Below are 20,388 nucleotides of genomic sequence, written 5' to 3' on the forward strand. Positions count from 1 at the left end.
AGTCCAACCGATCACGCCCGTAACGTTTCTTCCATTGAACGACCGCTATACACGAGAGCATCGCCATGACCGCCATTGCCCGTCTGACCCTTCTTACTCTGGTACTGGGCTTGAGCGCCTGTGCGGTACATGAACCCATGCCCACCGAGCCCTTGCCCACGCCGCCACCCAAGGGCCCTGTGATCAAACCTCCGGTGACCAAACCCAGCACCGCGCCCAAGCCCCCAGCGGCCACACCCAAGCCGATGCCACGGACCTCGGCAAGTTTCGCGCCGCCACCGGGTGGCGCTAGCCACTGGGACCCGAAGCTGGGCGTGTATGTACTGGAAAAACAGACCAATACCTTCTACCGTCAGCGCACCTACTACCGCTGGAATAACGGCTGGAGTTGGTCCACCAACCTCAATGGCCCTTGGCAGGAAACCGATAGCAGTGGAGTACCAGGCGGATTGGGCCGAGCATTCTCCAACTGACTGGCCACGTGTAGGAGCCCGGCTTGCCGGCGATAGGGCCCCGCGGTGTGTGTTGTCTAACGCATAGTGCTTTCTCGTGCAAGGTAATCTCATGAACAGCAATCCCCCCTTTGGCACCGGCGATGCCTCCTACCAAGCCGCAGGCGGCCATGAAGGCTTGCGCCAACTGGTCGACGACTTTTATCGGCTGATGGACGAGTTGCCAGCGGCCGCTCGTTTACGCGCCATGCACCCTGAAAGCCTCGACGGCTCGCGTGAAAAACTCACCTGTTTTCTCAGCGGCTGGCTGGGCGGGCCAAAATTGTTTGCAGAGAAATTTGGCTCGATCTCGATACCCGCCTTTCACGCCCAATGGCCAATCGATGAAGCGGGGAGTGCAGCCTGGCTGATGTGCATGGAGCAGGCCATTGCCTTGCAGCCTTACTCGCCCGAGTTTGCCGACTACCTGCTGGCCCAACTGCGCGTGCCGGCGCAGCGGATCGTACAGGCCAGCCGTAATCGGCACGGTGCTCAGGGCGAGGGTTGAGCGGTCATCCCCTGCAGTAGCTCGATCATTGCGATCAGATTGCGTGACTTGACCCCCTGGCGCCAAATCAACCAGGTGTTCAGATGCCGGAAGGCCGGGCTCAGTGGCCAGACGCTGACATTACTGCTGCCCGGCATGCTTTCAAGCATGCTGCGCGGCATCAGTGCCAGGCCCGCTCCGGCGCTGACGCACGCGAGCATGCCGTGATAAGACTCCATCTCGAAGATTTTCCCCGGCATCGAACCGTCATTGCTGAACCAGCGTTCGAAGTGCTTGCGGTAGGAGCAGTTGGCGCGAAAGGCATAGATGCTGGCACCGTTCACCTGTGCAGCACTGAGAATCGGCGGGTGGCTGGAGGGGGCGATCACGACCATTTCCTCTTCAAACACCGGCATGCCCTCCAGCGCCGGGTGCAGTACCGGCCCATCGACAAAGGCAGCCGACAGGCGACCGTCCAGCACGCCCTCGATCATCGTCCCGGAAGGGCCGGTGGAAAGGTCCAGTTCGACTTTGGGAAAGTGTTGGTGATACGCCGCCAGTAGGGCAGGGATGCGCACGGCGGCGGTACTTTCCAGGGAACCTAGCGAAAAACCGCCTTGGGGTTCACTGCCGGACACGGCCAGCCGGGCCTCATCCACCAGGTCGAGAATGCGCTTGGCGTATTCGAGAAAATTCCAGCCAGCGGGTGATAGGCGCAGGCGCAGCTTTTCGCGGATAAACAGGTCGACCCCCAGGTCCGCCTCCAATTGGCGAATCCGCGTGGTGAGATTGGAGGGCACCCGATGGACCCGCTGGGCGGCGGCACTGATGCTGCCTTCCTCAGCCACGGCGCGGAACATCTCAAGCTGGGTCAGGTCCACGACTTTCTCCTTTAGAGAATGAATCGGTCAGTATTATTCAGTTTTAATGATTGTAGGCCTGACTTATCGTGGTCGTCATCCACTACCCAGGAGCCCTTCGATGAGCAACCTTGCCGCTGTTTCTATCAACCCCACCACCGGTGAGCCGGTTGGCGAGTACCCTTTCGACAGCGCTGAGGCCTTTGAGGCCACGCTGGCCAGCACCGCCACTGCGTTCGCCACCTGGCGCCGTGCGCCATTGAGCGTGCGGACTGAGCGCCTGCAGGCGTTGGCCAAGGTACTGCGTGACAACAGCGAAGCCATGGCGCGCATGATTACCCTGGAAATGGGCAAACCGATCAAGCAGGCCCGTGGCGAAATCGAAAAATGCGCCCAGCTGTGCCTGTGGTACGCCGAGCAGGGCCCGGCCATGCTGGCCCCGGAAGCGACTCAAGTTGAAGGCGGCAAGGCGCGGATCGAATACCGCCCGCTCGGCCCGGTGCTGGCGGTGATGCCGTGGAACTTCCCGATTTGGCAGGTGCTGCGCGGTGCGGTGCCAGCGATCCTGGCGGGTAACACCTATGTGCTCAAGCATGCCCCGAACGTGATGGGCAGCGCCTATCTGCTGCTGGATGCCTTTGCCGAGGCAGGTTTCCCTGAGGGGGTGTTCGGGGTGCTCAACGTCACGCCCGACGGCGTGTCCAAAGCCATTGTCGATCCGCGTATTGTCGGCGTGACGGTGACGGGCAGTGTGCGTGCAGGCGCGGCAATCGGGGCTCAGGCCGGCGCCGCCTTGAAAAAATGTGTGCTCGAATTGGGTGGCTCCGACCCCTTTATCGTGCTTGCCGATGCCGACCTTGGCGAAGCAGTGAAGGCCGCCGTGATCGGTCGCTACCAGAACACCGGGCAAGTCTGCGCGGCGGCCAAGCGGATGATCATCGAACAACCCGTGGTCGAAGCTTTCACGGCCCAGTACGTCGAGGCAGTCAAAGCCCTGAAGATGGGCGACCCGCGGGTGGAAGAAAACTATTTGGGGCCGATGGCGCGTTTTGACCTGCGCGACGAGTTGGACGATCAAGTACAAGCGACCCTGGCTGAAGGGGCAACCCTGCTGCTGGGTGGCCACAAGACCGAGGGCGCGGGCAACTTCTACGAGCCTACCGTGCTTGGCGATGTGACCGCCGACATGACCTCGTTCAAGCAGGAACTGTTCGGGCCGGTGGCCTCGATCATCACCGCTCGCGATGCAGACCATGCGCTGGCGCTGGCCAATGACAGCGAGTTCGGCCTGACCGCCACGGTCTACACCGCCGACCTTAAGCTGGCCGAGCGTTTTGCCGACGAACTGGAAACCGGTGGTGTGTTTATCAACGGCTACAGCGGCTCGGACCCTCGCGTGGTGTTCGGCGGCGTGAAGAAAAGCGGCTTTGGCCGGGAACTGTCGCACTTTGGCGTGCGCGAGTTCTGCAACGCGCAAACCGTGTGGTATGAGCGTCACTGATAAGCCCTTCAAGCACCCGCAGCCTGCAATGGGCCGCGGGTGTTTTGCAGCGATCAGGCTGCAGGAATGGTCAATCCCTTGACTACCGCCGGCCGTGCCAGGAAGCGATCCAGGGCCGCTGTCACATTCTGAAAATCCGAAATACCCACCAGATCACCCGCCTCATAGAAGCCAATCAGGTTGCGCACCCACGGAAAGGTCGCGATATCTGCAATGCTGTATTCATCGCCGAGCAACCACTGGCGCCCCTCAAGGCGCGTATTGAGCACGCCCAGCAAACGCTTGGATTCGGCCACATAACGGTCGAGTGGGCGCTTGTCTTCGTAATCCTTGCCGGCAAATCTGTTAAAGAACCCCACTTGGCCAAACATTGGCCCGATCCCGCCCATCTGGAACATCAGCCACTGGATGGCTTCATAGCGCCCGGCCGGGTCCTTGGGCAGCAGTTGGCCGGTTTTTTCGGCCAGGTATATCAGAATCGCGCCTGACTCGAACAAGGGCAGTGGTTCGCCAGCCGGGCCGTTGGGGTCGAGAATGGCCGGGATCTTGTTGTTCACACTCAGGGAAATGAATTCGGGCGACAGTTGGTCATGGGTTTCGAAGCTGACCCTATGGGGCTCATACGCCAGGCCGATCTCTTCGAGCATGATCGAGATTTTCACGCCATTGGGTGTTGGCAGCGAATACAGCTGCAGGCGCTCGGGATGCTGCGCGGGCCACTTCTGGGTGATCGGGAAGGCAGACAAATCGGTCATGACAAATACTCGATAACAGGCTGTTGTAGGAGCAGAGCTTGCTCGCGATGGCCTCACCGCGGTCTTCCTGAAAACCGCGGTGAGGCCATCGCGAGCAAGCTCTGCTCCTACAATTGGAGCCAGATTTGCCTACGAATAACAAGGTCGACGTTGGTTGCGTGAAATTTATCTGTTATTTTTTCATGAAACTAACAGTGTAAAGTTTCACGATGAAAAACATGCAGGAAGAAGTCGAAGGCCTCGCGATCCTGATTCGCGACCTGCGAAAATTCAAGAACCTGACCCTGGGCGAACTGGCCCAGCGCATCGATCGCTCGGTGGGCTTCTTGTCTCAGGTCGAGCGCGGCCTTTCTCGCCCGACCGTGGCAGACCTGACCGCCATCAGCGAAACCCTCGGGGTGCCGACCACCTATTTCTACCACCTGGACAAACCTCGGGACGTCAGTTGGGTCACGCGGCCCGATGAGCGTCGTACCCTGTATTACGCCGGTGGCATCACTGATGTGCTGGCCTCACCGACCATTGCCGGTGGCTTCTCTATGCTCGATAGCCACCTGCAACCGGGCGCCACCAGTGGCGAGGGCCATCTGAACGACAGTTCGGAGCAGGGCGGTTTTGTGCTCGAAGGCGAGCTGACCGTCTGGCTCGACGAGGGTGAAGCCGTGACGTTGTACCCCAACGACAGCTTCCAGTTGCCACCCCATGCGCAGTTCCGCTACGCCAACCTGACCGACAAGCTCGCCCGCGTGCTGTGGGTCTTCAATTGAATTCGCCACGCCTGAAGGATAAAAAAATGACAGCCGTCTATCCCGATCTGCTCAGCGAAGTGCGTGCGTTTCGGGCGCAGCACCCGCAGGTGCGTTATGTCGATTTGATCGCCCTGGACATTCCCGGGCATTTTTACGGCAAGCGCTATCCCATGGACATGCTGGAAAAAGTCGCCGCCGGTGCGCCGCTCAAGCTGCCGCAAAACTGCGTGCTGCTGGGCGTGCAGGGCGGCCTGTATCCCATTGGTGACTATTGTTTTGCCGACGGCGACCCCGATGCGCTGCGCCGCCTGATCCCCGGCACCCTCAAGCCTGTGCGCTGGGAAAGCGAGCCCATGGCGCAGATGCTGATCAGCTCGGACGGCACCACCGCGCCCATCGAATTCGAACCGCGGGAAGTGCTGGCGCGGGTGATCGAGCGCCTGGCCAAGCGCGGGATTCGCCCGGTAGTCGCCTTCGAGCTTGAGTTCTACCTGTTCGACCGCAAGCTCAAGGACGGCCTGCCGCAATTCCCCCGAGACACCTGCTGCGACGATGAAGACGATCAGCCGAACTTGCACATCGAGCGGCTGACACGGTTTTCATCGGTACTGCACGAGATGGTCGAGGCGGCCAACGAACAGGGCGTGCCGGCCAACGTCATCACCGCCGAGTTGGGCCCGGGCCAGTTCGAGATCAACTTCGAGCACAGTATTGATGCCATGAGCGCCGCCGACTGGTCGGCGCTGTTCTGCCGCAGCACCCGTGGCGTGGCGCTCAAGCACGGCCACCGGGCGAGTTTTATCAGCAAGCCCTACCTGGATGCGCCGGGCAGTGGCATGCACGTGCATGTGAGCCTGTATGACGAGGCCGGCAACAATCTGTTGGCGGCCGACGAGCAAAAACCCTTGCGCCATGCCGTGGCGGGCTGCCTGGAATTGCTGCCGCACTGCATGCCGATCTTCGCGGCCAACCACAACGCTTTCCGCCGTTATGGGGCCATGGTCAACGCCGCCAGCTGCGCGAGCTGGGGGTTTGAAGACCGCGATGCCTGCATCCGCATCCCCGATTCCGACTCGCGCAACCTGCGCATCGAACACCGCCTGGCGGGCGCCGACGCCAACCCGTACCTGGTCCTGGCGGCAATCCTGACCGGCATGGAACATGGCCTGGACCAGGCCCTGGAGCCGATCGCACCGCTGAACGAAAACCGCCAAAGCGGCATCGACTTCCCCAAGGACATGCTCAGTGCAGTGGCTGCCATGCGCCAGCATCCGGTGGTCAGCCAGGGGTTGGGCAGTGAATTTGTGATGGTCTATTGCGAGAACAAGCGCCAGGATCATCTGGCGTTCATGAACGAGGTGAGTGCGCGGGAGTATCGGTGGTTTTTGTAATCATCCATTAATCATTCGCGGACAGGTCCGCGAATGGGTATCAATGGGCGGGCTGCTCACGGCTTTTAGGGTAGGAGCCAGCCTTGCAGACTGTGTGAAAACCTAGCAATTTTCGCAGCGATTCAAGAAAATGCCTCGTATTGAAAACACGGGGCATTTTTCAGTGGCGTACATTCAAGGCGAAGCGCGGCACCAGACCAGTCTCTTTCCGACTTCCCTGGAAGATCTGATACCTGAAGATCATCTCGTGCGCGTGATTGACGCCTATGTCGCCAGGCTGGATCTAGTGCAACTGGGCTTCGGTAAAGCGATTCCCAAGAGCACAGGTCGCCCTTCCTACGATCCTGCTGATCAGCTCAAACTGTACTTCTACGGTTATTTCTACCGGATTAGATCCTCACGCCGGCTTGAAGCCGAGTGCCAGCGTAACGTCGAAGTTATGTGGCTGATCAATCGACTCAAGCCTGACTTCAAGACCATTGCCGATTTTCGCCGCGACAACAAAGCAGCCTTCGTTAAAACGTGTCGAGCCTTTGTCCAGTTTTGCCGCAAGGCCGGCTTGATTGCGGGTAATTTGGTGGCCATTGATGGCAGTAAATTCCAGGCGGTAGCCTCTGCACGGCGTCATTTAAGCCTCAAGCAACTCAAACTGCAGGAAGAAAAGCTGGACAAGCGCATTGGCGAGTATCTGGCACAGCTGGATGAGGCCGATAAGTCTGAAGACAGCGAAACAATTGACCCCAGCGCTATCAAAACAGCGCTGGCTCGACTTGAAGACAAGCAATCAAACAACCGGGCTCGCCAAGCGTTGCTGAAGTCCAAGGGGCTAGAACAGTTCAACACCCACGAAAGTGATGCCCGCATGATGCGCACTGCCAAGGGCTCGCAGGTTGCTTACAACGTGCAAACGGCGGTGGACGCCGAGCACTGCCTGATCTTGCACCATGAAGTGACTCAGGATGGCGAGGACAGGCGCCAATTAGAGCCGATGGCCAAGGAAGCCAAAGAGCTGTTGCAACAGCCTGAGCTAACGGTGACTGCCGATGGTGGTTACTCCAATGGCAAGCAATTCCAGGCGTGTGAAGACGCGAGCATCACCGCTTATGTCCCGCCCAGCCGCTCAAAAAACTCCAGCAAAAAGGGTCAGGATTTTTTTGAGCGAAGCGCTTTTACTTACGACCAAGAGCAAGACCACTACACGTGTCCTGCGGGTCAATTGCTGATATTTAAACAGTTGCACAACGATGGCCGGGTCTATAAGGCCGTCAGCGATTGCACATCGTGCGCGTTAAAAGGGCAATGCACCGACGCTAGGCGTCGATACCTCTCGCGCCATGCTCACGAAGATGCTTTTGAGCGAATGGCGCAGCGAATGCAGGCGCATCCCGAGATGATGGTCAGCCGAAGATCGATTGTTGAACACCCTTTTGGCAACCTCAAACAATGGCTATTTGGTAATGGCCGTTTCTTGTTGCGACAACTTGAGGGTGCGCGAGCGGAAATGGCGCTTGCGATAACCGCTTACAACCTTAAAAGAGCAATTAACGTGCTCGGGGTACGCCAAATGATGGCGCTAATGGACTGAAAGGTCTTTTTTCGTCCATATTTTCGATTCAAGCAAACACCCCGAACAGGTCGGGGCGCTTGCTTGAATCGATGGCCGCGGGTTTTCACACGGTCTGCTTGGCTGCGATAGGCATAGGTATCTACACAATTCTGGGGCAGCGCGGCTCTTGTAGCCGCTGCCGAGGTACGAGGCTGCGATCGGCGGCGAAGCCGTCGTAAATTCAGGCCCTTCGGTGTGCCTGATGGATTATGGTCTCAGGTTTTACGGCCGCTTCGCTGCCGATCGCAGCCTCGTACCTCGTCAGCGGCTACATTCGTAGCAGTACGCCAAAAGATGTGTAGATACCTATGCTGCGATAGGATCACCGCGGTTTGCCTGATGGACCGCGGTGTGCCCATCGCAGCCAAGCAGGCTGTGTGAAAACTCCGACAAAAGTCGACCCACTCAAAAAACGACCTCCTGTAATCGCGTACACGCGACGATCGACTAGTCGGGAGGGGGTCAAGTACCCCCTAAATCAACCAAATTTTGAGTTTTCACACAGCCTGCAAGGCTGGCTCCTACCCGCACGGCGTCAATGGTGAATTCACGGGAAGGTTCGCGCTCACCCCGGACAATTTCATCCATCTGCTGAACGCTTTCCATCAGTTCATCAAAAAACTTGCTCATCGTTACCTCATCCTGAAGCTCTTCCACTAAAAATCGTACGCCAGCGACGTACCATTTCGCAGCTGCCCAAGTAGCATGTCCCCTCCAGTCCGCGTCCGAAAATCTTGTCGGAGGTTTCGGTTACAATGCCCGCCCATCCCGCCACCACCCGACGCCATGAACCCCGCTGCCCTCGCCACACTGCATCAACACCTGATCCAGGCCCTCACCGACGCCCCCGACGAAACCCGCCGCCTGTTCCATGGCCGCGGCCGCTGCTGGGCGGGGTTGGAGCAGGTGACGGTCGACTGGCTACAGGGGGTTGTCCTGGTGGCGTTGTTTCGCGAGCCTGAGGCCGAGGAGCTGGCGGCGCTCAAGGCGATGTTGCTGGAGTTTGCCGTCTCCCCCTTGTGGGCTGAGCGCAAGGCCCACAGCCTGCTGTTGCAACACCGTTATCTGCCCGACAGCGCCACCGAGTGGTTGCTGGGCGAGCAAGTAGAGCATTGGCTGATCGAGGAAGACGGGCTGCGTTACCAGCTCGACCTTGGCATCAAGCAAAACAGCGGGCTGTTTCTCGACATGCGCTATGGTCGTCGCTGGGTGCGTGAGCAGGCGCGTGGCAAGCGGGTCTTGAACCTGTTTGCCTACACCTGCGGCTTTTCCGTGGCGGCGGTGGCTGGCGGCGCCGAGCAGGTGGTGAACCTGGACATGGCGCGGGCCGCCTTGAGCCGAGGGCGGGATAATCATCGGCTTAATGGTCATGATCTGTCCGGCGTCAGCTTCCTGGGTCATGAGCTGTTCAAGTCCTGGGGTAAGGTGAAGAAATACGGCCCTTACGATTTGATCATCATCGACCCGCCGACCTTCCAGAAAGGCAGCTTCGCCCTGACCAAGGATTACCAGCGGATTCTGCGCCGCTTGCCTGAGTTGCTCAGTGCAGAGGGGACGGTCCTGGCCTGCGTTAACGACCCGGCCATCGGCACGGCATTCTTGATCGACGGCATGGCCGCCGAAGCGCCAGCGATGCAGTTTATCGAGCGCCTGGACAACCCGCCGGAGTTCCCCGACAGCGAAGCCGAAGGCGGCTTGAAGGCACTGGTGTTCCGCCAGCAACCGGCACAAGGTTGACGGGCGGACCGCCGATGACGGAATGCTGTTCTAGGCTATGAGCTCAGCGCAACCCTATCGAGACCGCTGAATGCGTTTACGAAAGATCCAAGCCAATGACCTGGATGGCGTCTACGACCTGTTCGCCGAGGTGAACGGTGAAGGCCGTTTTTCAGCGCAAACCTACGCGCCGCCCAAGGATGTGATTGCCCGTTCGCTGGCCGAGGCGCAGCGCAATGACTGGCCCTTGTACGTGGTTGCCGAGGCTGGGCGTATCGTTGGCTCTGCCGAGGCTTATCCTGAAAGCTTTTGCCGGCCCGGTGGTGATGCCGGCGTGGCAGTGCTGGGCCTGCAGGTTTCGGCCGATCAACGCCGGCGCGGTCACGGCCAGCGCCTGCTGAAAGCGGTGATCGCGCACTGCGCACGCTCGGGCTTTACCGCCATCGAACTGTCGGTGCTCAAGTCCAACCAGCCGGCCATCAAGTTGTATTTGAAGCTGGGTTTCAAGTGGGTCAAGGACCTGGGGATCTGCGAGTTACCCAATGGCGTCCAGGACCGTTCGCAATTGATGCGCCTGGCGCTCTGACCGCTCAGATCTGCGCCAACAGCCACTGGCGAAAGGCCCGCAAGGACGGCAGCGCTTCATTGCGCGGCGGGTAGATCAGGTAGTAACTGCGCTGGCTGGCGATGCCTTCACCGGGGCTGATCACCTCTCCTTTTTGCAGTTCTTCTTCCACCAATATGCGCGGCACCAGACCAATGCCGATACCGGCACGCACGGCCTGGATCAGGTGTGACGTCAGCTCGAAACTCGGCCCCAGGCGCATGGCTCGGTGGGGCAGGCCGTGGTGGGAAAACCATTCGCCCCAGGCATGGGGGTTGTTGGCGACATTGAGCAGCACGAACTCGCTGATTTGCTGGGGCGTGAGCTGTTCGACCTGTTGCGCGGCCGATGGGCTGGCAATCACTACCAGTTCTTCAGCGTGCAAGCGGTGGCTGATCAGGCCCGGCAAGTCGCCGCTGGCGACGCCGATGGCAGCATCGATTTCACTGGTTTCAAAGTCGATGGCTTCGATACGTGAATGGATATGCACCAGCATGCCAGGGTTGGCGGTGTAAAAGTCATGCAAGCGCGGTAGCAGCCACTTCGACCCGAAGGTGGGCAGGGTGGCCAGCCGCAAGGTGCCAACCCCCGACTGATAAGCCAGCGCTTGCAAGGTGGCGCTGCGAATCCTGCCCAATGCTTCGCTCATCTCGCGCTGATACAAGCGGCCGACATCGGTCAATTGCACCTGGCGGCCCTCGCGGCGGAACAGGGTCAGGCCCAATTGCTGCTCCAGTGCCTGCACCTGGCGGCTGACCGCGCTTTGGGTCAGCGACAGCTCTTGCGCGGCGCGGGTGTAGCTTTCGTGCCGGGCGGCGGCCTCGAAAGCCAGCAGTAAGGACATGGAAGGAGTCAGTCGGCGGTAATTCATTCAGAAAAGTCATCGATAGCGGCAAGAATATCCGTTTGCCCTTGGCGCCCAATACCGGGAACATTGGCACGGCTCGGCAATAGAGGCTGGAGCACTTATGCGACGTTGGCAAGTTTCACCGATCGTTTTCTTCAAGTTCAGATGATAAAGAGGCATCCCCGATGATCGCCCAGTTGCAACCGACCGTGACGGCTGCCAGTTACCAGGATTTTCTCGAAGCGCTGCGCAACAGTGGCTTCCGTGGCCAGATCAGCGCCGACTACGCCAGCCGTACGGTATTGGCCACCGACAACTCCATCTATCAGCGCCTCCCCCAGGCAGCCGTGTTTCCGCTGGATGCCGACGACGTAGCCCGCGTGGCCGCGCTGATGGCCCGGCCAGGCTTTCGCGACATCAAGCTGACCCCGCGTGGCGGTGGTACCGGCACCAACGGTCAGTCGCTGACCGATGGCATTGTTGTCGACCTGTCGCGGCACATGAACAAGATTCTTGAAATCAACGTTGAAGAACGCTGGGTGCGCGTGCAGGCCGGCGTGGTCAAGGATCAGCTCAACGTCGCACTCAAGGCCCATGGCCTGTTTTTCGCCCCGGAACTGTCGACCTCCAACCGCGCCACCGTCGGCGGCATGATCAACACCGATGCCAGCGGGCAGGGCAGTTGCACCTACGGCAAGACCCGTGACCACGTCCTGGAACTGGACACCGTGCTGCTCGGTGGCGAGCAGATGCACACGCAACCGATCAGCGATCAAGAGCTTGAGCGCCAGTGCGCTCGCCAGGATCGCACCGGTGAGGTGTATCGCATCGCTCGCCAGATCAACGCCGAAAAAGCCGAGCTGATCGACGCCTGCTTTCCCAAGCTCAACCGCTGCCTGACCGGCTACGACCTGGCGCACCTGCGCGATGAACAGGGCCGCTTCAACCTCAACAGCGTGCTGTGCGGCGCCGAAGGCTCGCTGGGTTTTGTGGTCGAAGCCAAGCTGAATGTGCTGCCGATTCCCAAGTACGCCGTACTGGTGAACGTGCGCTACGCAAGCTTTATGGACGCCCTGCGCGACGCGCGTGCCTTGCTTGAACTCAAGCCGTTGTCGATCGAGACGGTGGACTCCAAGGTGCTGATGCTGGCGATGAAAGACATCGTCTGGCACAGCGTGTCGGAGTACTTCCCGGAAGATCCGGCGCGCCCGACCCTGGGTATCAACCTGGTGGAGTTCTGTGGCGACAACCCCGATGAGGTCAATGCGCGCGTTGCTTCGTTCGTCGAGCACCTGCAGAGCGACAAGGCTGTCGAGCGTCTCGGCCACACCCTGGCGGCCGGTCAGGAAGCGGTGACCCGCGTCTACGTGATGCGCAAGCGCTCGGTGGGCCTGCTGGGTAACGTGCAGGGCGAGGTGCGCCCGCAACCATTCGTGGAAGACACGGCCGTGCCACCGGAGCAACTGGCTGACTACATCGCTGAGTTCCGTGCCTTGCTCGACAGCTATGGGCTGCAATACGGTATGTTCGGCCATGTCGATGCCGGCGTGCTGCACGTGCGCCCGGCGCTGGACATGAAAGACCCGGCCCAGGCCGCGTTGATCCGGCCGATTTCCGATGGCGTGGCACAGCTTACCCAGCGTTACGGCGGCTTGCTCTGGGGCGAGCACGGCAAAGGCGTGCGCTCGGAATACGCACCGAAATTCTTTGGTGACCTGTACCCGTCGCTGCAAGCCTTGAAAAGCGCTTTCGACCCGCACAACCAGCTCAACCCCGGCAAGATCTGCACGCCACTGAACAGCACTGAATCGCTGCTGAAAGTCGATGAAGTGACCATGCGTGGCGACCTCGATCGGCAGATCGACGAGCGCGTCTGGCAGAGCTTCGGCAGCGCCGTGCATTGTAACGGCAATGGCGCCTGCTACAACTTCGACCCCAACGACGCCATGTGCCCGTCCTGGAAAGCCACCCGTCAGCGCCAGCATTCGCCCAAGGGCCGGGCTTCGCTGATCCGTGAATGGCTACGCCTGCAAGGGGCGGCCAACGTCGATGTACTGGCCGCCGCGCAGCGCCCGGTTGGCTGGCTCAAGGGCCTCGCCCAGCGGGTGCGCAACAGTCGCGCCCAGCGCCAGGGCGAGCAGGATTTCTCCCATGAAGTCTACGACGCCATGGCCGGTTGCCTGGCGTGCAAGTCGTGCGCCGGGCAGTGCCCGATCAAGGTCAACGTGCCCGAGTTCCGTTCGCGCTTTCTGGAGCTGTACCACGGCCGCTACCTGCGCCCGATGCGTGATTACCTGATCGGCTCGCTGGAGTTCAGCATTCCGTACCTGGCGCGCTTGCCGGGGCTGTACAACGGCCTGATGGGGTCGAGCCTGGTCAAGAACCTGTTGGTCAATCAAGTCGGCATGGTCGACAGCCCGCTGATCAGCCGCTTCGATTTCCAGGACACCCTCAACCGCTGCCGCGTTGGCGTGGGCACGCCCGCCAACCTGCGCGGCCTGACCCCGGCGCAGCGCGAGCGCAGCGTGGTGCTGGTGCAGGATGCCTTTACCCGCTATTTCGAAACCCCGCTGTTGGCGTCTTTTATCGAGCTGGTGACTCAGCTGGGTTATCGGGTGTACCTGGCGCCCTACAGCGCCAACGGCAAACCGCTGCACGTACAGGGCTTTTTGTCGGCCTTCAACAAGGCGGCGATTCGCAACGCTAAACAGTTGCAAGCCCTGAGTGATTGCGGCGTGCGCCTGGTTGGCCTGGACCCGGCCATGACCCTGGTGTATCGCCAGGAATACCAGAAGGTGCCGGACCTGCGTCAATGCCCCACCGTTGAGTTGCCGCAGGAATGGCTGCTCGATGCATTGCCTGAGCACAACGCTGAATCGGCCGGCAAAGCGCCGTTCCGTTTGTTGGCGCACTGCACCGAGAAAACCAACGTGCCGGCGAGTACCCGCCAGTGGGAGCAGGTGTTCGCGCGTTTGGGCTTGAAATTGGTGACCCAGGCCACCGGTTGCTGCGGCATGTCGGGCACCTATGGCCACGAAGCGCGCAATCAGGAAACCTCGTGGATCATCTTTGATCAATCGTGGGCTGGGCAGTTGCAGAAGGAAGGCGAGGCGCTGGCGACGGGGTATTCCTGCCGCAGCCAGGTCAAGCGCTTTGCCGACCAGCAACTGCGCCATCCGTTGCAGGTGGTGCTCGAAGCCTTGCGCGGCTGACCCTATGCGTATATTCGCTGGCGAGCCAGCTCCCACACCGTTCACTCTTTTTCTGGAGTGGGGTCAGTTCAGTCTCCACCCCTTTCGGATGTGGGGATTGTGGGAGCCGGCCTGCCGGCGAATAGCCGCAACGCGGTTCAAGCCTGATTACTGACCGCTATAAATCTGGTCGAAAACCCCACCGTCATTGAAGTGGGTTTTTTGCACAGTGCGCCAGTCACCAAAGGTCTTCTCCACCGACAAAAAGTCCACTTTCGGGAAGCGGTCGGTGTGCTTGGCCAGTACCGCAGGATCGCGTGGGCGCAGGTAGTTGTTGGCAGCGATTTCCTGGGCTTCAGGCGACCACAGGTACTTCAGGTATTCCTCGGCGGCGGCGCGAGTACCTTTCTTGTCGACCACCTTATCGACCACGGTTACCGGTGGCTCGGCTTCAGCGGAGACGCTCGGATAGACCACTTCAAACTGGTCGCGACCGAACTCGCGGGCAATCATTTCCGCTTCGTTCTCGAAAGTCACCAGCACGTCGCCAATCTGGTTGGTCATGAAGGTCGTGGTAGCGGCGCGGCCACCGGTGTCCAGTACCGGCGCTTGCTTGAACAGCTTGCCGACAAAGTCCTTGGCCTTGGTTTCGTCACCGCCGTTCTTGAGCACATAGCCCCAGGCCGACAGGTAGGTGTAGCGGCCGTTGCCCGAAGTTTTCGGGTTTGGCACGATCACCTGCACGCCCTCCTGAAGCAGGTCTGGCCAGTCTTTCAGTGCCTTGGGGTTGCCTTTGCGCACGATAAACACCGTGGCCGAAGTGAACGGCGCGCTGTTGTTCGGCAGGCGGGTCACCCAGTTGTCCGGTATCAGCTTGCCGTTGTCGACCAGGGCATTGATGTCGGTCGCCATGTTCATGGTGAGGACATCGGCCGGCAGGCCATCGATGACTGAGCGTGCCTGCTTGCTGGAGCCGCCGAAGGACATCTGCAGGTTGATCTTTTCGTTGTGCTCTTTTTCCCAGTGCTTTTGGAACGCGGTGTTGTAGTCCTTGTAGAAGTCACGCATCACGTCATACGAAACGTTGAGCAGCGTGGGCGCCGCCTGGGCAAGACTGCCAAAGGCTAAACCGGCGGCCAGCAGCGAGGCACTGAAGAGTTTTTTCACGGGACGCGATCCTTGTTGGTTTTTAGTTCAAAGCATCTGGCCCGCGACTATAACGGTCTAAGCAGGCCGGCTAAAAGATCAAAAAGTAAGGCACTTATTCCAGTTTCCTGAACAGCGCATTGCCGCAGCGCGAACAAAACGCCGCGCCATGGTCATGGTTGCTCTTACGGCACACCGGGCAATCATGCTTGAGCTGCTCGCCGCGCATGGCGTTGGCAAGCTCGGCGGTAAAGATACCCGTGGGCACGGCGATGATCGAATAACCGGTAATCATCACCAGCGATGACACCACTTGGCCCAGCGGCGTCTTGGGCACGATATCGCCAAAGCCCACGGTCGTCAGCGTAACGATGGCCCAATAAATGCCCTTGGGAATACTGGTAAAACCATGCTCGGGGCCTTCGACCACATACATGATCGTGCCGAACACCGTGACCAGCGTCGAGACGCTGAGCAGAAACACAATGATCTTCTGCTTACTGCCGCGTAGCGCTTCGAGCAGGTAGTGGGCCTGCTTCAGATAGGGGCTGAGCTTGAGCACCCGAAAAATCCGCAGCATTCGGATGATTCGGATAATCAGCAGGTACTGCGCATCGGCGTAATACAGCGCAATGATGCCCGGCACGATCGCCAGCAGGTCCACCAGCCCATAAAAACTGAAGGCATAGCGCAGGGGTTTGGGCGAGCAATACAGGCGTAGCAGGTATTCGATCAAAAATACGCCCGTAAACGCCCACTCGATCCCGGCCAAGAGCCCGGCGTAGTCGCGGTGGACGGTGTCGATACTGTCGAGGATCACCGTCACGAGGCTGGCGAAAATGATCAGCAGCAGCGCGCTGTCAAAGCGCCGGCCGGCGACGGTGTCGGTCTGGAAGATGATGACGTAAAGCTGTTCGCGCCAGGTCTGGGCGTTGGACATGAGGGATAGTTTCCGATGGCGTTGGGCAACAGCCTAGGTGTCCGCAGGCGGGGAACGCAAGTGGTAGGAGCCAGCCTTGCAGGCTGTGTGAAAACTCCGACAAAAGTCGACCCACTCAAAAAACGACCTCCTGTAATCGCGTACACGCGACGATCGACTAGTCGGGAGGGGGTCAAGTACCCCCTAAATCAACCAAATTTTGAGTTTTCACACAGCCTGCTTGGCTGCGATGGCTACACCGCGGTAATCATTCAGGACCGCGTCGTTTTCATCGCGGGTAAACCCGGCTCCTACAGGCCCTGCTCGGCGTCGATGTGAAACGTTGGATTAATGATTCAGCCACAAAGTTGGTGGAGCGAATACCTAGTAGTTCTGTCAGTTTCATTTTGTGATGGATGGAGGAGAATCATGAGCCACCACCTGTGAGGGGGCGTGACGATGACGAGTAGATTGCCCGGTGTTGCGCTGCTACACACCGACAGGGCGAGGTCTGTGCTGTGTACACGTTCAACCGGCGGCGCGGTCTACACGCCCTATGGCTTTCGCGTCGTATCAGATTCGGTGGCTGCACTTGGGTTTAATGGCGAATTGTTGGAAGGCAGGGTGGCGGGCTATCAGGGTGACGTCTTTACGACGCGCAATCTGGGCAGGTTTGAAGATGTTTACGAAAGCCGGCGTGGGTCGAGTAACCTATTGTTTAAAACTCACACAGGGCATGGTGTTGGTAAGCTATTCAATCACTATCGCCCAGTGACGGTACGACCACAGCGGTGAGGAATGAGGGGTGGGGGATGGCTAAAGCCCGAAAATGAGGTGGTGGACTTGGCGTCAGCTCCCAGCTACCTATCGCGTGCGAGAGCGCTTATCAAGCCACTGTTCTAATTCCGACCGGGTGATGCCCATGCCACCGATGCTGACGTTAGACAGATGCTCAAGGTCGTAACGAGTGTCTTCGATAAATTTGTCTCTCTGCTCTTCCGGGAGTTTCCGAGCGCTCTCTAGTAGCAGCGACTCAATCGCCTCACCCTGCCTTTGCCCGCTCACGATTTGAGCGACCAGTGCCCGGCGCTGTTGGCGATGAAGCACCCGCAGGGTATCGATGCCAACGGATTCAGCAACCGCTCCATAGCGATGACAACTGCGGATGTACGACCAGACATAGAGGTCAGCTAAAGGGCCGACTTCATTGAGTTCATACACAGCGATCACGGCGCTCGTATAGTCGTCTGTGCTGATGTCGCCAAACGACAGCGGCACCAGGTTGTAGCGCACCAACGGAATATTGGCGGACATGCGCGAAGTGCGTTTATTCACATCGATGAAGCCCTGTAGGTAGGCGACATGGACCAGTAAGAACAGGCTCTGCTCAAAAGGGTTCTGGATCTGCGCTGCCGTATGGCTAATCAACTCTAAAAGGCGCTCCAGACGATCCTTGCCTTCCAGTGGCATGTACACCGTGGAAGAGATGCGAACACCCTCATCCCGAAGGTTGCCAGCCATACCGGGGGCGACCAGGCCATCTGCCAACAGGTAATGCAGGGTCCGTATGTTGTCGCTGCTGATTTCCAACTGATGAATACCATCCACCAGAAAACGGATGGCTTCCCGGTGGTTGAGGATCATCACCTTTTCCATGTCCAGCTTGCCGTCGGCCGGAATGCCTTCCAACAACAACTTCTCGGTATCGACGAGCGAGTAGGTGTTTCCTTCGAGGCGTGAGGAGTTATAGGAAAGGTCTATCAACAGCCGATTGTATATTTTCTTCGCGTAGGTGCCGGCGGGCATCTCATCGTTAGCACGTCGACCATGCTCGTGCAGAAGCGACAAGTGCTCGGTGGGTAGATAGGCGGTTTCGTTTGGTTTGTAGGAACGTAGCCAGTCTTCTCGATAAGAACAGGGCGTGCGTGTAAACAGAGGCGCGCGTATGCGGGCAATGATGTCTGCACTTCGGTCGGAGAAAACGGGCAAAGGCCTACTGCCCGAGCGGTCAACCGACGCAGTGTCTTGGTGAGCATGAGCAAGTCGGTATGCACGTCCCCGCGTATTTCCTCGTGCTTGCAGTTGGCCTTCTTGTACCGATGCTTTCAGCCAGTTACGCAAGGTTCGCTCAGGGACACCCAATTCAGGCAAGAGATCAGCCAGGGACAGCCACCGCTCAGGTTGGGCGCGGAACAGGCTGATCATGTTGTCGCGATTGGGGGGCGATGGTTGGGCCATGAGGGTGTCCGTGCCGGATTTCTAAATGGCCAAGGCAAGCCATCGATTCGGCCAAATCTTAGGCTATTCGGCCAGATTCGGCCATTCGATTGAGCTATTCGGCCAAATTTGAAGGGTAAAATGGCCGAATACTCATTGATTCGGCCAGTTTTCAGTCCTGATTTCAGGATTCGGCCATTTATTCGGCCAAATCGCACGGCCGCTTCAACGCCTCATCCTCCATCCCATCCAACAACGCCTCAGCCAGACCTCTGGCCGCTTCGGCGCTGTGCAGGTTTGACCAGAGCAGCCCCCTGAGGTCGGCATCTGCGGTGTGCTCGCAAGCTTTTTTCGAGACGGATTCGATGCCGGTCAGCAGGTTGGATAGATGCACCAGGGCGTCTTCGAGGGCGATGCCTTCGCGCACGGCAAACAGCGGGGCGTGACTGCCGTTGCAGGTGGTGAAGGTTGAGCTGGCGGTTTTGGCGAAAGCGGGCGGATCGGGAACAATCTTTGTCATGGTGAATCTCCTTATCAATGGAGCTACCACCATTAGCGACCAAGCAGAATGGGTGGCAGCTGTACGCAGGTTGGTCGACCGGGAAAGGAGCTAAACCGGCAGGGCACAAGGCCCTCCATACGCACAGCCGCCATAGCAGGAATTGCGGGCATAAAAAAACGCCGGCAAAAGCTTTGGGGCGAATGCGCTACTTTCCATCGGGCGACCAAGCCCGGTCTCTGATGTGCAGAGACCGGGAAAGCCTACCGTGGTCGGTAACGCGGTGCAAGGTTGCTCAACACCAAATGCACCGCCACGGCGCCTGTTGCTCGGTTGAAGCCGAAGAGGCCGTGGAAAGTAGCATTGGTTTCATCATTGAAGAATATTTCGGGAAGGTGAGGCATACACGTCTGGCGGTGTCAGGTACGACGCCTCGCGGGCAAGCCCCGCTCCTAATCTATGGAGGGATACCCAGCAGTTTTGTCAGGTAGTCAATTTTGGTGGGGGTGGGATACTGGCGATTCTTCTACTGTGGTAGACACTAAAAATGAAAGCGCAATATGCTGAATCACGAGCGTTACTATTGCAGGCTGACCAACAAACGTCCGTGTTGGGCATGGTGTCAGCAGGTTCAATGAGAAGGGCTTCTTACTCCCCTTATGGACATTGGACAGGTCAATATTTAGCTTCGCAGCAAGGGTTTAATGGGCAGTTGCTGGAGCGCGGGCTTGCGGGTTATGTATTAGGCGGCTATCGTATTTTTAATACCGTGTTGAGGAGATTTCACAGCCCTGATAGTTGGAGCCCGTTTGGTGTGGGCGGATTAAGCACTTACGGGTACTGCTTGGGAGATCCTGTCAATCGTGTCGACCCTTCGGGGCACTTGGGATTACTTAAGATCGCCATTAGGCCAGTGACTAGACGTTGGCGTCATGTTTTTTATGAGAAAAGTATAGGTGACGTCAACAATATTGGGGAGGGCGCATTTATTTTTTCTGATAAAGGTGGGCGTCGCCTCAATATTGCTGCGCATGGGGCGACTGGTTTTATTGGGCTGAACGGGGCTCTCCATGATGCGGTGAAATTACATCGTCATTTGGAGGTGAGTGGGTTTGATGTAAAAAAATACATGAGTATTAGGGTCTTAGCATGCAGGTCTGCTGATGGATATCCTTCGTTCATTCAAGATTTAGCAGATACAACCGGTGTTTCCGTAAAAGGGTATCTGGGGCGTCTAACTGTTGATTTACCTGATATGTACGAGCCTATGCCTGGGCATAATAGTTTCTCTTCGTGGAAGGGTAAATTTAGGCCTAAGAAATATGGGCGGTATGATGCGACTGGGCTAGACAAATTAAATTATTCGCCAGTCGTTGTTCAGCCTAGACGAGGAAGATGAGGGGCTGACT

Annotated in this window: 17 protein-coding genes and 1 pseudogene; 10 read left to right on the plus strand and 8 right to left on the minus strand. The window is 58.6% G+C overall.

Annotated features, from left to right (window positions below):
• Positions 1–65: 65 nt before the first annotated feature.
• On the plus strand, positions 66–473 hold the full coding sequence (locus AC3IX4_RS08135; protein WP_489260049.1) for a hypothetical protein: 408 nt from the start codon (positions 66–68) through the stop codon (positions 471–473).
• A gap of 91 nt (positions 474–564) precedes the next feature.
• On the plus strand, positions 565–999 hold the full coding sequence (locus tag AC3IX4_RS08140; RefSeq protein WP_489260050.1) for a group II truncated hemoglobin: 435 nt from the start codon (positions 565–567) through the stop codon (positions 997–999).
• Here AC3IX4_RS08140 and ptrR read toward each other — a convergent pair.
• Positions 984–1,859 (minus strand): putrescine utilization regulator PtrR, encoded by an 876-nt coding sequence (gene ptrR / locus AC3IX4_RS08145; RefSeq protein ID WP_489260051.1) that lies wholly within the window; start codon positions 1,857–1,859, stop codon positions 984–986. The two genes, AC3IX4_RS08140 and ptrR, sit on opposite strands and share 16 nt — an antisense overlap.
• Positions 1,860–1,959: 100 nt before the next feature.
• Between ptrR and AC3IX4_RS08150 the strand changes: the two genes are divergently transcribed.
• Positions 1,960–3,339: an aldehyde dehydrogenase family protein gene (locus tag AC3IX4_RS08150; RefSeq protein WP_489260052.1), complete on the plus strand. Its 1,380-nt coding sequence runs from the start codon at positions 1,960–1,962 to the stop codon at positions 3,337–3,339.
• A gap of 53 nt (positions 3,340–3,392) precedes the next feature.
• Here the strand turns inward: AC3IX4_RS08150 and AC3IX4_RS08155 are convergent, their stop codons facing one another.
• Positions 3,393–4,094, minus strand: coding sequence for a glutathione binding-like protein (locus AC3IX4_RS08155; RefSeq protein ID WP_489260053.1), 702 nt, complete (start codon positions 4,092–4,094; stop codon positions 3,393–3,395).
• A 218-nt stretch (positions 4,095–4,312) separates the two neighbouring features.
• Between AC3IX4_RS08155 and AC3IX4_RS08160 the strand changes: the two genes are divergently transcribed.
• From AC3IX4_RS08160 to AC3IX4_RS08170, 3 genes are all read left to right on the plus strand, one after another.
• Positions 4,313–4,861 (plus strand): helix-turn-helix domain-containing protein, encoded by a 549-nt coding sequence (locus AC3IX4_RS08160; protein WP_489260054.1) that lies wholly within the window; start codon positions 4,313–4,315, stop codon positions 4,859–4,861.
• 26 nt (positions 4,862–4,887) lie between these two features.
• Positions 4,888–6,234: a glutamine synthetase family protein gene (locus AC3IX4_RS08165; RefSeq protein WP_489260055.1), complete on the plus strand. Its 1,347-nt coding sequence runs from the start codon at positions 4,888–4,890 to the stop codon at positions 6,232–6,234.
• A gap of 163 nt (positions 6,235–6,397) precedes the next feature.
• Positions 6,398–7,819 (plus strand): IS1182 family transposase, encoded by a 1,422-nt coding sequence (locus AC3IX4_RS08170; protein WP_489261247.1) that lies wholly within the window; start codon positions 6,398–6,400, stop codon positions 7,817–7,819.
• Between the two features lie 543 nt (positions 7,820–8,362).
• Here AC3IX4_RS08170 and AC3IX4_RS08175 read toward each other — a convergent pair.
• Positions 8,363–8,470: pseudogene (locus AC3IX4_RS08175) on the minus strand (transcriptional regulator); the annotation flags it as partial.
• Between the two features lie 156 nt (positions 8,471–8,626).
• Between AC3IX4_RS08175 and AC3IX4_RS08180 the strand changes: the two are divergent.
• Together AC3IX4_RS08180 and AC3IX4_RS08185 are read left to right on the plus strand one after the other, a co-directional pair.
• Positions 8,627–9,577, plus strand: coding sequence for a class I SAM-dependent methyltransferase (locus AC3IX4_RS08180; RefSeq protein ID WP_489260056.1), 951 nt, complete (start codon positions 8,627–8,629; stop codon positions 9,575–9,577).
• A gap of 70 nt (positions 9,578–9,647) precedes the next feature.
• Positions 9,648–10,142, plus strand: coding sequence for a GNAT family N-acetyltransferase (locus AC3IX4_RS08185; RefSeq protein WP_489260057.1), 495 nt, complete (start codon positions 9,648–9,650; stop codon positions 10,140–10,142).
• 4 nt (positions 10,143–10,146) lie between these two features.
• Here AC3IX4_RS08185 and AC3IX4_RS08190 read toward each other — a convergent pair whose 3' ends face one another.
• On the minus strand, positions 10,147–11,031 hold the full coding sequence (locus AC3IX4_RS08190) for a LysR substrate-binding domain-containing protein (RefSeq protein ID WP_489260058.1): 885 nt from the start codon (positions 11,029–11,031) through the stop codon (positions 10,147–10,149).
• 161 nt (positions 11,032–11,192) lie between these two features.
• On the opposite strand from AC3IX4_RS08190, the gene ydiJ reads away from it, so the two are divergent.
• Complete coding sequence (ydiJ, locus tag AC3IX4_RS08195; protein WP_489260059.1) at positions 11,193–14,219, plus strand: D-2-hydroxyglutarate dehydrogenase YdiJ; 3,027 nt, start codon at positions 11,193–11,195, stop codon at positions 14,217–14,219.
• Between the two features lie 147 nt (positions 14,220–14,366).
• On the opposite strand, the gene AC3IX4_RS08200 is transcribed toward ydiJ, so the two are convergent.
• The 4 genes from AC3IX4_RS08200 to AC3IX4_RS08215 form a co-directional block, all read right to left on the minus strand.
• The gene (locus AC3IX4_RS08200) at positions 14,367–15,365 is read right to left on the minus strand and encodes a sulfate ABC transporter substrate-binding protein (RefSeq protein WP_489260060.1); all 999 of its coding nucleotides are present in this window, start codon (positions 15,363–15,365) and stop codon (positions 14,367–14,369) included.
• Between the two features lie 94 nt (positions 15,366–15,459).
• Complete coding sequence (locus AC3IX4_RS08205; RefSeq protein WP_489260061.1) at positions 15,460–16,284, minus strand: ion transporter; 825 nt, start codon at positions 16,282–16,284, stop codon at positions 15,460–15,462.
• Between the two features lie 843 nt (positions 16,285–17,127).
• Positions 17,128–18,501, minus strand: coding sequence for a Fic family protein (locus AC3IX4_RS08210; RefSeq protein ID WP_489260062.1), 1,374 nt, complete (start codon positions 18,499–18,501; stop codon positions 17,128–17,130).
• A 178-nt stretch (positions 18,502–18,679) separates the two neighbouring features.
• On the minus strand, positions 18,680–19,000 hold the full coding sequence (locus tag AC3IX4_RS08215) for a DUF3077 domain-containing protein (RefSeq protein ID WP_489260063.1): 321 nt from the start codon (positions 18,998–19,000) through the stop codon (positions 18,680–18,682).
• A 526-nt stretch (positions 19,001–19,526) separates the two neighbouring features.
• Here AC3IX4_RS08215 and AC3IX4_RS08220 point away from each other — a divergent pair.
• Entirely contained in the window at positions 19,527–20,378 is an 852-nt protein-coding gene (locus AC3IX4_RS08220) for an RHS repeat-associated core domain-containing protein (protein WP_489260064.1), read from the plus strand.
• Positions 20,379–20,388: the final 10 nt, after the last annotated feature.

It is taken from the genome of Pseudomonas sp. KH_021, assembly GCF_057838865.1.

Bases quoted from the DNA above. Each gene is read 5' to 3' on its own strand.
- AC3IX4_RS08140 (WP_489260050.1), top strand. From the start codon at position 565: ATGAACAGCAATCCCCCCTTTGGCACCGGCGATGCCTCCTACCAAGCC.
- AC3IX4_RS08135 (WP_489260049.1), top strand. From the start codon at position 66: ATGACCGCCATTGCCCGTCTGACCCTTCTTACTCTGGTACTGGGCTTG.
- AC3IX4_RS08165 (WP_489260055.1), top strand. From the start codon at position 4,888: ATGACAGCCGTCTATCCCGATCTGCTCAGCGAAGTGCGTGCGTTTCGG.
- ydiJ (WP_489260059.1), top strand. From the start codon at position 11,193: ATGATCGCCCAGTTGCAACCGACCGTGACGGCTGCCAGTTACCAGGAT.
- AC3IX4_RS08210 (WP_489260062.1), bottom strand. From the start codon at position 18,501: ATGGCCCAACCATCGCCCCCCAATCGCGACAACATGATCAGCCTGTTC.
- AC3IX4_RS08205 (WP_489260061.1), bottom strand. From the start codon at position 16,284: ATGTCCAACGCCCAGACCTGGCGCGAACAGCTTTACGTCATCATCTTC.
- AC3IX4_RS08215 (WP_489260063.1), bottom strand. From the start codon at position 19,000: ATGACAAAGATTGTTCCCGATCCGCCCGCTTTCGCCAAAACCGCCAGC.
- AC3IX4_RS08180 (WP_489260056.1), top strand. From the start codon at position 8,627: ATGAACCCCGCTGCCCTCGCCACACTGCATCAACACCTGATCCAGGCC.
- AC3IX4_RS08185 (WP_489260057.1), top strand. From the start codon at position 9,648: ATGCGTTTACGAAAGATCCAAGCCAATGACCTGGATGGCGTCTACGAC.
- AC3IX4_RS08150 (WP_489260052.1), top strand. From the start codon at position 1,960: ATGAGCAACCTTGCCGCTGTTTCTATCAACCCCACCACCGGTGAGCCG.
- AC3IX4_RS08160 (WP_489260054.1), top strand. From the start codon at position 4,313: ATGCAGGAAGAAGTCGAAGGCCTCGCGATCCTGATTCGCGACCTGCGA.
- AC3IX4_RS08155 (WP_489260053.1), bottom strand. From the start codon at position 4,094: ATGACCGATTTGTCTGCCTTCCCGATCACCCAGAAGTGGCCCGCGCAG.
- AC3IX4_RS08220 (WP_489260064.1), top strand. From the start codon at position 19,527: ATGAAAGCGCAATATGCTGAATCACGAGCGTTACTATTGCAGGCTGAC.
- AC3IX4_RS08190 (WP_489260058.1), bottom strand. From the start codon at position 11,031: ATGAATTACCGCCGACTGACTCCTTCCATGTCCTTACTGCTGGCTTTC.